Annotated in this window: 8 protein-coding genes; 5 read left to right on the top strand and 3 right to left on the bottom strand. The window is 63.9% G+C overall.

The window, feature by feature from the left end; all coding sequences use genetic code 11:
- Positions 1-224: 224 nt before the first annotated feature.
- The 5 genes from AC57B1_RS20295 to AC57B1_RS20275 all read left to right on the top strand — a co-directional run bounded on the left by AC57B1_RS20295 (position 225) and on the right by AC57B1_RS20275 (position 10,626).
- Positions 225-2,015 carry a DUF2138 domain-containing protein gene (locus AC57B1_RS20295; RefSeq protein ID WP_496418455.1) on the top strand — a complete coding sequence of 597 codons (1,791 nt, stop codon included), beginning with the start codon at positions 225-227 and terminating at the stop codon, positions 2,013-2,015.
- A gap of 156 nt (positions 2,016-2,171) precedes the next feature.
- Positions 2,172-2,918: a DUF1175 domain-containing protein gene (locus tag AC57B1_RS20290; protein ID WP_496418457.1), complete on the top strand. Its 747-nt coding sequence runs from the start codon at positions 2,172-2,174 to the stop codon at positions 2,916-2,918.
- Positions 2,915-7,717, top strand: coding sequence for an alpha-2-macroglobulin family protein (locus tag AC57B1_RS20285; RefSeq protein WP_496418454.1), 4,803 nt, complete (start codon positions 2,915-2,917; stop codon positions 7,715-7,717). Before AC57B1_RS20290 ends, AC57B1_RS20285 begins: the two co-directional genes overlap by 4 nt.
- A 166-nt stretch (positions 7,718-7,883) precedes the next feature.
- Positions 7,884-9,512, top strand: coding sequence for a DUF2300 domain-containing protein (locus AC57B1_RS20280; RefSeq protein ID WP_496418456.1), 1,629 nt, complete (start codon positions 7,884-7,886; stop codon positions 9,510-9,512).
- A 307-nt stretch (positions 9,513-9,819) separates the two neighbouring features.
- Entirely contained in the window at positions 9,820-10,626 is an 807-nt protein-coding gene (locus AC57B1_RS20275) for a YfaP family protein (RefSeq protein WP_408348488.1), read from the top strand.
- A gap of 262 nt (positions 10,627-10,888) precedes the next feature.
- On the opposite strand, the gene AC57B1_RS20270 is transcribed toward AC57B1_RS20275, so the two are convergent.
- The 3 genes from AC57B1_RS20270 to AC57B1_RS20260 form a co-directional block, all read right to left on the bottom strand.
- Positions 10,889-11,365, bottom strand: a complete 477-nt coding sequence (locus tag AC57B1_RS20270) for a PRC-barrel domain-containing protein (RefSeq protein WP_408348485.1) — start codon at positions 11,363-11,365, stop codon at positions 10,889-10,891.
- A 381-nt stretch (positions 11,366-11,746) separates the two neighbouring features.
- Positions 11,747-13,744 carry an RNA polymerase sigma factor RpoD gene (gene rpoD / locus AC57B1_RS20265; protein WP_496418453.1) on the bottom strand — a complete coding sequence of 666 codons (1,998 nt, stop codon included), beginning with the start codon at positions 13,742-13,744 and terminating at the stop codon, positions 11,747-11,749.
- 468 nt (positions 13,745-14,212) lie between these two features.
- Positions 14,213-14,395, bottom strand: a 183-nt coding sequence (locus AC57B1_RS20260; protein WP_496418452.1) for a hypothetical protein, incomplete at its 5' end; no start/stop codon positions are given.

Genomic DNA, 14,395 nt, shown 5'->3' with positions numbered 1-14,395 from the left:
CTGCTGCTTCATGCTTGCAATGGTCATGCGCTCTTCAGGCTGAAGCTGTTGATACGTTCTTCTTTTTTGCATGTGCGCACCTTACACGAGGAAGGTGTTGCACTTCAGATTTGATCGCGCCGTTAAAAATATCGGTTATCATCGCTGCCTTCGGCCATGATCCCGCCGGTTTAATCCGCCGGGCATTCCCGTTAATACCGTCGCATCGAACCAGAAGAAATCAGATGAAGATGTCGCGAAAAAAGATTGCAATCCTGGTTGTCGGTCTTCTGGTTGTGGCCGGCGTGGTCATTCAGGCGGTGTGGCGTCCATTTGCGCATCGCAAAGCCGCCGGGAATGGCGAAATCGTCCTCGACATTCATCACCCTGACGCGGTGATCGACAGTGAATCGCTCTCGCATTTGCCGCGCGACATTCTGAGCGTGCCATTGCTGCACGACGTGCTCACGCAAGACTTCGTCGACTACTACGAATCGAGCAATACGCGGCTGTCCGCCGAAGGCGCGCTGCGCCGGCTCGCGTTCGAGCATCAGCTCGACTGGCGCGACGAAGTGATCCGCCGTGTATTCGACGAACCCGCGCACGTGCTGCTGTGGCGCTCGCCTGACGGCCGCCTCGGCTACTGGGTCATGTCGATGCATCGCAACGGTTTCGCCAAGCTGCTGCAAGGCGTCGGCAATGTCGCCACGAGCGACGCGCAATTGAGCCAGGTAGCGAAGCTCTCCGGCGACGTGCCGGTCTACGCATTGAAACTGGCAGTGGGCCGCACCTTGCTGTTCGCCAGCAAGGACGACCGGCTGGTCGTACTGTCCGCGCCCGGCGTGCTGCTCGACGAGAAGGGCGGCCTGCTCGGCGAGCGGGCCGATGCGGTGTCCGACATGCTCTCCTCGGGCCGCGACGATGCAGCGCGCGCCTATCAGCTCGACGCACCCGGCGAGGTGCCGAAAGGTCACCGGCTGGTGGTGTCGGCCAACTATCTGTCGTTCGGTTATCAGGCGTTCTTCTCCGGCATCGACGCACTGCGCTTCGATTTTTCGTCGAATGCTTCGGGACGTGCAGCGGCGAACTGGCAAACCTCGGCGCTGATCGACCCGGGCAAGTTACCGCAGCAGTGGAACAGCGCCGATTTGTGGCGCGCGTTGCCGGCCAATCCGGCGGCCTGCACGAGTTTGCCGGCGGACTGGAAAGAAGCCTCGGGTCTGTTGGGCAAGGTGGCCGGCGGCGCGGATAACGCTGCCGCGATTGGCGGTCAGCTCGCCGGTCCCGCGGCGGTGTGCTGGTATGCGAAGTCCACGCTGGTCGCCCCGGTGTTCGTCGCTCGCGTGAAGAAGCAGGACGCGGCCGGTGTCGCCGCATTGAAGGCGGCGCTCGGCAAGACCTTCGGCGATGTGATCGGTGCCTATGAAGCGAAGGCCGCCAAAACGGACGGCGCGGACTCGTCGGCTTATCGCCGCTTGCCGGTCACCACGCGCGACCAGAGCGCGGATGTCACCGTGTGGCAGCGTCCCGTCAGCGCGCGGTCGGGCACGGCACTGACGAGCAAGGCGTCGTTCGCGTCGCAGTTGTCGGCGGAGCGCTATTTCCCGGTCACGCTCGCACTCGCGCACGGCTATCTGATTTTCTCGCCGGACGGCCGGCTCGTCGACGACACGCTCGCGGTGCTCGACAAGCGCTATCCGGCGCTGGCCGATACGCTCGCGCCGCAGCGTCTGCCGCGCACGATTCTGACGCTCACGCCTTCGTCGGCCGCCGCGCTGATCGAGCGCGAGGCGGGCGCGGCGTTGCCGGCGGATCAGGAAGCGGTGTTCCGCAACGCGTCGCGCACGCATCTCGTGCCGAAGCTGCACGCGCTCGCTCATTACCCGCCGGTCTCGCTGACGCTGCCGCAAAACCTGCCGGGCTCGACAGGCTGGGTGCCGGTGGAGTGGTGGTTCGATCGCGCGAAAGCCGGGGCCGGTTCGACAGAAAGCGCTGCGGTTACGCCCGCGGATCAACCCGGCACCGAGGGCGACTGAGTGCGCCGCCTTCGCGTACCCGACGCGACAGTCGCGACGTGCGTGCCTGAGCGCGCGCCGCAAGGCGCGGTCGCAGCAAGGCCAGCGCATGCCGCGCATGCTGCGCAGTTCGGGCATGCCGCGCAGACCGCGCATGCTGCTCAGCCGACGCGGTCCGTGCATGCCGCGCAGTCCACACATACCGCGCCTGTCCCACGCCACGCCGCCACCGCCTCGCGCCGCGCGTGGCTCGCACGCGTTGCATGTGCATTCGCCGTCGCGAGCCTCGCGCCCTACACCCCTTACGCGCGCGCGCTCACCAGCACCACCGCATCACCCGACCCCGACGCACTCTCGCCGCAGCAATCGGCGGCATTTCGCGCGTGGTTCGTGCGTATCGTCGACCAGCAGATGCGGCGCGGACCCACGCCGCGTTGGACCCAACGCGATTGCGCGGGGCTCGTGCGCTTCGCGGTCGGCGAGACGCTCAGGCCGCACGACACCCGATGGCTGCGCGCCAATGGCATGACCACTCTGGCGGATACGAGCAGCATGCCGCCCGAACTGCAACTGTCCGCAGCGCAGCGCACGATCGCCAACCGCTGGACCCAGCTCGATGGTTCCATCGGCGCGTACGCGTCGGCAATCGCACTGATTCAACGCAACAGCCGTTTTGTTTCGAAGGACGTGAACCAGGCGCTGCCTGGCGATCTGCTGTTCTTCGACCAGGGCGACGACCAGCATCTGATGATCTGGCTGGATCGCTACATCGCTTATCACACAGGCACCGTCACGCCGACCGATACCGGTCTGCGCGCCGTGGCCGTTTCCGACCTGATGCAATGGAAAGATTCCCGCTGGCAGCCGCTCGACGGCAATCCGAATTTCGTCGGCGTGTTTCGTTTGGACTTTCTGACACCATGACCCGAATGATTTCCGTCACGCCATCGCGCGGTTGGTTGGGCAACGCGCGACGTCGCGCGGCATGCGCGTTCGCGGCGCTGCTTCCCGTCTTATTCGCGGCCATGACGTTCGCCGTCGCACCGGCTGCTTATGCGGACGACGAAGCGTCGAACACCGCCGCCGATGCCAACATCGCAGGAAATCCAACGTTGCAGACGGCGCCGCCGAGCAACTTCAGTTCGCAGAAGGTGGACGGTCAGCCATTCTTCCTGCTCTCGGACGCGAGCTTCGCCAGCAATCAACTCGCGCAGGTGCGGCTCGAAGCGCCCGGCCGCGATTTCAAGGACGCGTTGCAGGCGTACGGCGGCGCGGATATCGTCGTGTATCGCGTGCCGAAGCCGCTCGACTTTCTGAAGGCGCAGAAGAATCTGCACCGGCTTAACGTCGCGCCGAATTATCAGAGTGAAGGGCTGGCGAATACGCTCGCGTATCTGTGGGACCGCTGGTTCACCGAAGCGCGCCGCGCATGGCAGCGTGTGCTGTCTTTCGCGACCCGCAGCAAGGCGACCGAAGCGGCGCCGCAATTCAAGCTCGGCGAGCAGACCGGCAAGCAGACGCAATTCGAGCCGAACTCGCAATTCGCGCCGCTCAAAGGCTACGACATGGTCGCGCGTTTCCGCTATCCGATCTGGGACGCAAAAGTGATCCAGCCGCCCAAGGGTGTGAATCTCGCGGGCAGTAGCAGTAACTTTATCGAAGCCAGCGCAGGCAACGTGATGATTCCGGTCGGCAAGCTGCCGCCGGGGCTATATATCGTCGAGGCGGTGATCGGCAATTATCGCGCGCATACGCTCCTGTTCGTGTCCGACACGGTGGCGGTCGTCAAAGCCGCGCCGAACGGCATGCTGGTATGGACCACGCGGCGCGACAACGGCAAGCCGGTCGCGAATACGGAAGTGAACTGGACCGACGGCGTGGGCGTCCTGCAAAGCGGCACGACCGGCAACGACGGCGCGCTGGTGCTGCAACACGTGAGCCCCGAGCGCAGCTATGTGCTCGGCACCGATCCGCAGGGCGGTGTGTTCGTCTCCGAGAATTTCTATTACGACAGCGAGATCTATAACACGAAGATCTACGCGGTCACCGACCGGCCCATGTACCGGCCGGGCGATCCGGTACATGTGAAGTTCATCGGCCGCACGTTCCAGAACGCGACGCAATCGTCCGCGCCCGCCGAGGCCGATCTCAAGCTCGACGTGCTCGATCCGAACGGCGCGCCGGTGGCGAGCAGCAAGGTGCATTTCGCTTCCGACACGGGCGCGGATACCGCGTTCACACTGCCCGCCGACGCCACCGCCGGCGGCTACACGTTGCGCTTCGACTACAACGGCGATGTATACGGCAGTGCATTTCGCGTCGCCGAATATGTGAAGCCGCACTTCGACGTGAACCTCTCGATGGATAAAGCCGACTATGCGACCGGCGAGGCGCTGAAGGGCAAGATCCAGTTGCGCTATCCGGACGGCAAGCCGGTGCGCGATAGCAAGATCTCGGTCACATTGCGCGCGCAAAAAGTGACGATCGTCGACGGCGAATTGCGTTATGCGGGTCTGTTCCCGGTCAAGCTCGACCAGCAGGAGTTGAAGACGGACAGCGACGGCAATGCGAGTCTCACGCTGCCGGCCGCGAAGGAGCCGAGCCGCTATGCGTTGACGCTGTTCGCGCAGGACGGCGCGGCGTACAAGGTGCGAGTGACACGTGAAGTGCTGATCGCGCGCGGCGCGACACCGTATCGTTTGACCACGGCCAAATCGTTCTCGCAACCGAAGGAATCGGTCAGCTTCGATCTGCAGGCGCTTGGTGCGATCGATCCCGCTTCGCATGCGCCGTCGAAATACGAATGGACGCGTCTCGAGTCGCAAACGCATGGCGAAGGCGCGTTGAAGAGCACGAGCGTGGGCGGCAAGCTGCCGTTCCCGGTGCAATTCGACGAACCGGGCTCGTACATGCTGTCGGTCAAAGATGACCAGGGCAACCTGCTCGCCGCCACCAGCCATTGGGTTGCGGGCGACGGCGTGAAGGCGATTCCGGGCAGTGTCGAGATCGTATTCGATCGCGACAGGTACAAGATCGGCGATACCGCCGAGGCGCTGATCACATTCCCAATGCCGGTCGACGACGCGTTGCTCACGCTCGAACGCGACAACGTGGAACGTCGCGCGCTGCTGACGGCAGGCGGCGACTGGCTGCAACTGCAACGCGTCGCGCCGTCGCAATGGAAAGCGCGTATCAAGGTGGGCGCTGATTTCGCGCCGAACATGACGTTCTCGGTGCTGTACGTGCACGCCGGCGAATACGTGTTCCAGAACGCGGGCATCGTGGTCGCTCAACCGCAGATCGAACTCAACGTGAAGAGCGACAAGCCGGTGTACGGTCCCGGCGACACAGTCACGCTGAATCTCGACAGCACGGTGAACGGCAAACCGGAAGCGGCGAACCTGACCGTGAGCGTGGTCGATGAAATGGTCTACGTGTTACAGCCGGAGATCGCGCCGAATATCGTCGATTTTTTCTATCACCCGCGCCGGAATAACGTGCGGACTTCGTCGAGCCTGTCGTTCATCACCTACGACCTCGCGCGCTCGCCGTTGAAGGGGGCGCCGGGCGGACCACAGCGCGCGAATTACAACGAGCGCGGTGTGAAAGTGCTCGAACGGCCGCGCCGTGACGATCAGGACACGGCCGCGTGGGAAGCCAACCTGAAAACCGACGCGAACGGTCACGCCACCATGACGTTCAGGATGCCGGATTCGCTGGCGCGCTGGCGCATTACCGTGCGCGCCGCGGCACCGGACGGCATGGTCGGTCAACGCACTGCCTACGTGCGCTCGGACAAGGCGCTGTATCTGAAGTGGAGCGGACCGTCGCATTTCCGTGTCAACGATCAGCCCGCCATCGACATGATCGCCTTCAATCAGACCGACGCGGACATGGACGCGCAGTGGGTGGTGGAAGGCGGCGGCCTTTCGTTGAATCAGAAGGTCACGCTCAAGCGTGGCGCGAATTATTTGCGCCTGCCGAGCGGCGCGCTGAAGGATGGCGTGATCAACGCGACCTTGCGCAGCGCGGGTAAAGATGTGGACCGTCTGCAAACCACGATTCATCTCGACGCGAGCGGATGGCTCGATCTGCATCAGAACACGCTGGCGCTCGACGGCACGAACAAGCCGCTCAATCTGCCGCAAGACGCGCAGGACGTCAGCGTGCGATTCATTGGCAGCGCGCAGAGCCAGTTCATGCGCGTCGCCGACGATCTGATCGCCTATCCGTACGGTTGCGCCGAGCAGACTTCGAGCCGCCTGATTCCGCTCGCGCTCGCGCATGATGCGATTGGCCACGCCGACAACGCGAGTTCGACGCAAGGGCTCGAAGCGCTGCTGCGCAATCAGCGGCAGCGTCTGGCCATGCTGGCGGGCGTCGGCGGCACCTTCGGCTGGTGGGGCGATAGCACCGGCGGCAGCGCGCTGATCACGGCTTACGCGTATTACGCGGACTGGCTCGCGAGCCGCAGCCTCGGCATCAGCCTGCCCGCCGACAACTGGCAGCATGCCATGGACGTCTATCGCGACGCGGGTGCGAAAGAGCCGCTGCTGCATCGCGCACTGGCCTTGTGGTTGATGCAGCAGATGGGCTTGCCGGTTGCGACGCCGGTGTCGGGCGTGGCCGCCGACCTGATGAGCGACGCGGCCGCCACGGCTAATGCGCCGGCGCGCAACGGCACATATAACGCGTCGGACAGCATCGTGTTCGCGCAAGCCGATGCGCCGCGCGGCAAGCAGATGGCGACGCTGCTGATCGCGAGCATGGCGCGCAGCGCGAATGCTCAATTGCCCGATGGTTTCGACGCTGCGGCGAGCGCCGCGCATACTGCGTTGAGCAGCGATCCGGCGCCGCTCGTGCAAAGCCTGCTGGTCATGTCCGGCGGCGACGGCGGCGCGGTAGTCGATGCATCGGCTTTGCTCGCGAAGAGCAGCGCCGATTACCCGACGCTCGATCGCGCGCTGACGCTCCTGTGGTTGCGCAAGGCATTGGGCGGCGATGTGGCCGCGGCGTCGTTGCCGTCGCTGCAAGGCTCGGGCTGGACGCGCGCCGCGACGCCCACCGGCACGCCGCTCTACAAGTGGACCGGCGCGACGCTGCCGGCCACGCTCGACGCCGGCGCCGCGCGCACCGACGTCAACGCGCTGGTCTCGTTCCGCAGTCACACGAGCGAGGACAGCCGTCTGAACATCACTGTTGCGCGGCGTTTCTACAAGCTCGAACCGGTCGAGATCGCGGCCGATTCGAAGAAAAAAGATGCGGCGGCCGAGAGCCAGCTGGGCCGCTCCGCGTTCACCGCGCGTCTGGTGAAGCAGGGTGATGCGATCGACAGCAATGCGCTCTACGTCGACGAAGTCACGCTCACGCCGCGCTCGGGCAACGCTTATCACTACGGCTTGCTCGACGTGCCGCTGCCGCCGGGCGGCGATGTCGAGGCGACGAGCTGGGGCGTGTCGATCGACGGGCTGCCGGGCGCGAAAGAGGGCGTGAGCGGCCCGCAGCCGTTCCAACGCGTGGCGTCCTACGAGATGGGCGAGCTCGCATATCACCAGCCCGTGCCGTTGCTCGACCGGCCGGTCACGCTGCGGCAACTGGTGCGCTTCGCATTGCCGGGCACGTTCGCGCTGCCGCCCGCGCGGTACTTCCGCATGTATCAGCCGGACGCGAAGGCGTTCGAAGGCGGCAAGAGCGATCGCGTGACGACGTTGCGCATCCAGTAAGCGAGACGAGACCGCCATGTTCCGCGCGCTTCGGCCTCTACGCGATCGTCTGGCAGCTACGCTGCGGATCGCGCTCGCCGTGAGCGTGGTGTGCGGTTTCAACGGAACGGTAACGGACGCGGCGGCTTCGTCTTCAACTGTGTCGGCCACGGCCTCCGCGCCGCAGATGCTGCGCTTTGCCTGGTTGCGCGACGGCCAGGCCCAGCTTTGGCAAGCCGACGGCAGCGGCACGCCGGTCGGCTTCTCGCCTCAGGCCGGGAATGACTTGCCGCGCACGCTTGAGACGCCGCTCGGCAGCGTGTGGAAACTGTTCGTCTACGGCTATCTGGTGGATCGCAACATCGCCACGCCGGATTACGCCTGCACCGGCGACGACCCGGAAGAAGTGTATTGCTGCATGACCGGCGGCCACATCGATCGCGAACATGCATTGGTGCAGTCGTGCGGACTCTTTTTCGAGCCCGCGCGCCTGCAACTCGATTCCACCGACTGGCGCAAGTACTGGACTGCCGCTCACGCGCCCATCTGGCTGCGCGATCTGCACGCCATGACGCCCGCGCGCCGCGTGCCGGTAGCCGACTTGCTCGCCGCGTTGCAGGCCATGCCGAGCCGGGCGCGCGAAGCGGCCGCGAGCACCCTCGTATCGGTGCTGACCAGCGGACGCGGCGAAGGCACGGTGTCGCTGTACGGCAGTGTCCTGCGCGCCAAGACTTGGACGATGCCGGATCCGGCGCGGCCGGGTGCCTCGATTGGCGGCGCGGCGGGCTGGCTCGCCGACGGCACGCCGGTGTGGCTGGGCGGTTCGGGTGGCAGCGCGCGCGTGCTGGCGGCCGCCGCGCCGCGCATCGCGCCGCTGCTCACGCAGATCACCGTGCCGGACGATACGGCTTGCGTGCTGGTCGATTTCTTCAGTCGCTATCCGATTCGCGAAGTGCTCGGCGATAAAGGGCCGGCCTCCGTACCGGATGGTCCGTTGCGCGGCGATTTCCGGGTCGGCTTTGTGAATGGCAATTGGGCGCGCGTGACGAGCCGCGGCGAATTGCGGCTCGATCGCGACGCCGGGGGCGCGCCGCAAGTGGTCGGCCGCTTCGGCATGAACGACTATGTGGCGCGCGTGGTCGAGCGCGAAGGCGACACCAGCCAGCCGGAGGCGGCCAAGGCGTTAGCCGTCGCGGCGCGAACCTACGTCGTGCAACATGGCAGCCACGATCACGGCTGTTTGCGTATCGACGACAGCAGCAGCACGCAGCGCGTCCTGCCGCGCGCGCCGACGGCAGCCGCGCGTCATGCCGCCGATCTGACCGATGCGCTCGTGCTGACCGGCGTGCCCGTCCAGTATCACCACGACAAGGCCGCGCCGGGACAGATGAGTTGGCTGGCCGCGAAGGCCTCCGCTCAAACCGGCCTGACGTTCGACGCCATTCTCGCGCGCACCTGGCCGCAAGCGACGCTGACGTCGTTCCAGAGTCCGTTATCGGGCGACTGCATCGCGGTGGCCGGCGCGCAGGCCTGGCTGCAGCGCAACGCGCTTTTGTGGGCGCGGCGCATGGATGGCGCGGCGGGCTACGAAACCCCCGATCTGCCCGCGGTGTGCGCGGTGCGAGAAGGGCGGCCGTATGCCGACGCGCAGCGCAATCGCGTGTACGTGTATCGCTTGCAGACCGAAGAGGATCGGATCGCGTTGGCGCATGAATATATTCACCTCGCGTTCCAGCATCATCCGCGTGGTCTCGATGAGACGTTCGTCGAGCGGACCGCGCGCACGCTGATTCGTACCGACAATCCGATCCAATGAATATCGTCACGCGCTTGCCGTTATGTCTGTTGAGCCGGTCGTCTTTGGTGCGTCATGCGGGTGTCTGTTTGGGTGTGAAGCGTAACTGTTGTATGTGAATTAGCAGGGCAACTTCGATTCGACCGGCTACAACGTCGATACGCGCTTCGCACGATGGCGCCGTGATCGGGACGACGCTGAAGCAGTGGTTCCACGAACCCACGCCGAACGAATGCCATGAAAACGAGGGTCGTGCCGCTGCGCAAGATCGGCGACCTGATGCTCGCGAACTGCGAGTGACTTTGACAGCGGGATGGGAGCAGTGAAGATGAAGGTCAAGACGACGGGTTGGATGGAAGCGCGTCACAAGTTGTTCGCAATAGCCTGTTTGGCGTGCCTGCAGGCAGCGCCGGCGGCGCATGCGAGCGACATCGACTTCGCCGCGCCGTTGAATGGCTGGCGCAACACGAGCGGTGACAGCGAGCGTTATACGCAGGACGTGCATTACCCGGCAGTGTCGGTATCGACGCCGGAAGGGCAGTCCAGATTCGCGCTGATCGAAGGGCAGATCCGCAATACGCCGAAGAAGAAGGGCGCCACGGTGGGCACGCTCGTGGTCGACGGCACACCATTGCCGCAGCGCGTGGAAGAGGACGGCAAGTTCTCGCGGCCTTACGCGTTTCCTGCCGGCAGTAACGGCGTCGAACTGCGGGCGCCGGACGGCAGCCGCAAACGCGTGCAGTTCTACGACGCCTACAGCGGCAAGACCCAGCCAAAGCTGCGCGTGCTGCTCGCGTGGGACACCGACGGCACCGATCTGGATTTGCACGTCGTGTCGCCCGACGGCGCGCACACCTGGTACGGCGAGCGCGTTGCGCCGAATGGCGGCGCGCTCGACGTCGACGTGACGACCGGCTATGGACCGGAGATTTACTCGTCGGCAGCGCCGTTGAAGGGCACATATCTGGTGTTTGTGAATTACTACGGCAGCGGCAATAGCGGCGCCGATATGACCGTCGCGCAGGTCACCATCATCACGAACGAGAATACGCCAAACGAAAAGAGCGAAACGATTCGGGTGCCTATGCGCAAGGCCGGTGAACTGACGCTCGTGAAAACGTTTGTGTTGCCGTAACTGTATTGCCGTAATATCGCGAAGCCACGCCGATGTCCCGCAAGCCGTGAGACCCGCGACTCATTGGGAGCGCGCAGGTGAAAGCCAATGCGTTCAACGAGTTGCGTGAGTCATGCGCAGGTTGTCCACAGGCTTGCGAACAGTTTCTGTGGACAAATGCCGTGGACAAACTCATCGGCAGCCATGCCTTCTGTTAAAGAGCGGCTCGCGGCACTTTTCCTCGCTCAGGCTGACGGCCTGATGCCGACCGACCACCCTCCAGTCAAAGATTGGGATCCGGTTCTCGCCCCTCCACCACATCGCGCGTGGCTTCCCAATACGGCGGACGGTTGTAATACTCGTGCACGGTGGCGCCCCATTGCATATCCGCCATGGAAGGCCAGTTATCCTTATCGAATCCCGGCGAGTTCTTGATCAGTTCGGCGCTTGCGTCGAGCACGAAACATTTGTCGTCCGTATCGAGTGTGAGCGCGCTCCACGGGATAGCGTGAAGTGTGTCGCCTATGCCGAGAAAACCGCCGGTGGACAACACCGCGTAGGCGATCCGACCGCCGCGCACGTCGAGCATGATGTCGGAGATTTTGCCGACATGTTCGCCGTCGGACGAGATCACCTTGTTGCCGTCGAGCGTGGATGCGGCCATGACGTCCGGTCCGGGGCCGTCGCCGATACCAACGCCAACAATAGTTGCGCCTTGCGTGCTGGCTGGTGCCGGGCTGTGGGGATCGAGGGTAGTCATGATCTGCTCCTCATAAAAGGTATACAGAGGAGCGCGCAACGACTGTGCCCGTTGCCTGCGGGGATGATGGACGCGGGCGCGCTTTGCGGCGATTGGCGCCGTGGCGGCCGCGTGTGGCGGGCGTGGTCCGCGTGGACGCGCATGCGCCTGATCGGCATTGCGGGGAGATGTATTGAAGAAAGTTGCGCGGACGCGCAAGGACTCCGGAGCGCTTTTCGCGATTTTTCAGCGCGAGTCTGGCGCGTTCTATACGGCTGGAAGGTGGGCGGCAACGTGAATCACCCACTGCGGGATCATTTCGCTGCTTGCTTGAGGTAGGAGGAGGGATGCGCTTGCCGTGCGTGACGCACGACAAGCGCAATTGCTGCCTTAATTGCTGGCTTAGCGGTCGAGGAACGACTTCAGGCGGTCGGCGCGGCTCGGATGCATCAGCTTGCGCATGGCCTTGCTCTCGATCTGACGAATCCGCTCACGCGTCACGTCGAACTGTTTGCCGACTTCTTCGAGCGTGTGGTCCGACTTCGTGTTGATACCGTAGCGCATGCGCAGCACCTTGGCTTCGCGCGGCGACAGCGAGTCGAGCGCGTCGTCGATGGCGGCGCGCAAGTCGGCCTGCATGGCTGCGTCGGCCGGCGAGGAAGCTGCCGAGTCTTCGATCATGTCGCCGAGCGTGGCGTCACCGTCGTCACCGACCGGCGTTTCCATCGACACGGGCTGCTTGGCGATCTTCAGAATGCCGCGCACCTTCTCTTCCGAGAGTTCCATGCGTTCCGCGAGCACGGACGGATGCGCTTCCTGACCGGTCTGCTGCAGGATTTCGCGCGAAATGCGGTTCAGCTTGTTGATCGTTTCGATCATGTGCACCGGCACGCGGATCGTGCGAGCCTGATCGGCGAGCGAACGCGTGACAGCCTGGCGGACCCACCACGTGGCATACGTGGAAAACTTCCAGCCGCGACGGTATTCGAACTTGTCCACGGCCTTCATCAAGCCGATGTTGCCTTCCTGGATCAGATCGAGGAACAGCATGCCGCGGTTCACGTACTTCTTCGCGATCGAGATCACAAGACGCAGATTCGCCTCGATCATCTCGCTCTTCGCCTTGCGCATCTTCGATTCGGCCGCGACCATCTGGCGGTTGATCTCTTTCAGATGCTTCAACGGAAGCGAAACCGTTGCTTCGATTTCGATCAGCTTCTGCTGTTCGGACTGAATTGCCGGCAGATGACGCTCCAGCGCCGCGCCGTACGATGTATTCGCGCGCGCGGCACGTTCCGTCCAGCCGAGGTCGGCCTCATGGCCGGCAAACGACTCGATGAACTTCTCGCGCGGCATGCCGCTCTTCGTGACGACGATTTGCAGAATGTTGCGCTCGATCGCGCGAACTTGAGCAACCTGTTGCTGCACGTCGCCGCACAGGCGGTCGATGGTGCGTGCCGTGAAGCGGATCTTCGCGAGGTGCTGCTGGATCTCTTCGCGCGCGCGCTGGTACGCCTTCGAGGTGACGTCGCCGCGTGTGTGCGAGGCGTTCATCTGGTCGGACAACATGCCGACCTGGGCGAAGATTTCGAGGCAGTCGCTCGTGAGCTGCTTCAGGCGTGCTTCGTCTGCGGCCGAGGAGTCGGCCGGGCCGACGTCGTCGTCGCTGTCTTCTTCGTCGTCGCTGTCCGTGTCGGCGTCCACATCCGCCGACGCGTCCGCGCTTGCGCTGTCTTCTTCGGCGGCGACCGTGTCTTCATTGAGGCCGTCGACCAGTTCATCGATGCGCAGTTCGCCGTCGGCAACCTGCTGGGCGCTCGCCAGAATGGCCGAGATCGCGAGCGGGCAGGCGGCAATCGCCTGCACCATTTCGTGAAGGCCGTCTTCGATGCGCTTGGCAATCGCGATTTCGCCGGCGCGCGTCAGCAGTTCGGTCGCGCCCATTTCGCGCATGTACATGCGCACCGGGTCGGTCGTGCGGCCAAACTCGGAATCGACGGTCGACAGCGCGACTTCGGTTTCCTCGTCCGCCTGATCGTCCGACACCACGGCAGGGGCGTTCGAGTTGAGCAGGAGCGTTTCCGCATCCGGCGCCTGCTCGTAGACCTGCACGCCCATGTCGTTGAACGCGCTGACAATGCTGTCGATCGCCGCCGTTTGCGCGAAGTTGTCGGGCAAATGGTCGTTGATCTGCGCGTGGGTCAGATAGCCTTGTTCCTTGCCGAGCTGGATCAGCGCGCGCATCTGGCGCTGACGTTCTTCGGCTTGCTGCGGCGGCAGCTCGGCCGCCACGGGGATCGCTTTGCCGGCGCCCTTGCCCTTGGCCGTGCGGCCCGAGGGAGCTTTGGCGGCGTAGCCGGCGGTTTCGTGTTGCGAATCTTCGCGATCAAAAGGGTTCACGTATTCTCCTCTAGAGGCTTCGCTATGAGACGCAAGACGCGACCGTCAGGCGTTTCGAGCATGGCTCAACATCACCTGAGTGACTCAACGCGGTTGTTTGGCTGTGCTCTGGGGAGCAAAAAAGATGAGCCCGCTCGAAGCGGGCCGATAGAAATGTGCGAAATTCGCGCGGCTCGCATTATATACGAGCTTGAGCCTTCGCGCTCATTGTGTGCACATCATTTCATCATGCGCGTTTGTTGCAGGTGCATCCCCGCGCCGCTGGTCGGGCTTGGAGCGGTTGTCGGGTCCGTGTTCCAAGGTGCGTGCGTATTGGTGGATTTCAAGCTCCTCACTATAGAGTAACTTGGTCGTTCTCACATGACGCGGGCTCGCTGGTCCCACTTCTCTATATGTAGGGGCGGCTTGGTTCTGGCGTGGATCGGCGCTTGGTCAAAAGAAAATTCACAAAAGGGGGTTGACGATGCGTCAATCGTTCTCCATAATCTCGTTTCTCTGCTGCTGATGCAGCGACGCAGAACGAAGCGGTACCGGGTGTTGCGAGGTTGGCGATACGGTGCTGGTTCGGTAGTGAATGCGGACTCGATCTTTAAAAATTAACAGCCGATAAGTGTGGGCGCTTGATGCGCGATGCGAGGTGGATCTTTCGGG

This window comes from Paraburkholderia sp. BGA-UO-ETr-F21 (assembly GCF_059567925.1).
Note: the sequence above shows the minus strand (reverse complement) of the source record. Positions and strands in the feature narration are given on the sequence as shown.

Bases quoted from the DNA above. Each gene is read 5' to 3' on its own strand.
- AC57B1_RS20285 (WP_496418454.1), top strand. From the start codon at position 2,915: ATGACCCGAATGATTTCCGTCACGCCATCGCGCGGTTGGTTGGGCAAC.
- AC57B1_RS20295 (WP_496418455.1), top strand. From the start codon at position 225: ATGAAGATGTCGCGAAAAAAGATTGCAATCCTGGTTGTCGGTCTTCTG.
- AC57B1_RS20275 (WP_408348488.1), top strand. From the start codon at position 9,820: ATGAAGGTCAAGACGACGGGTTGGATGGAAGCGCGTCACAAGTTGTTC.
- AC57B1_RS20280 (WP_496418456.1), top strand. From the start codon at position 7,884: ATGCTGCGCTTTGCCTGGTTGCGCGACGGCCAGGCCCAGCTTTGGCAA.
- AC57B1_RS20270 (WP_408348485.1), bottom strand. From the start codon at position 11,365: ATGACTACCCTCGATCCCCACAGCCCGGCACCAGCCAGCACGCAAGGC.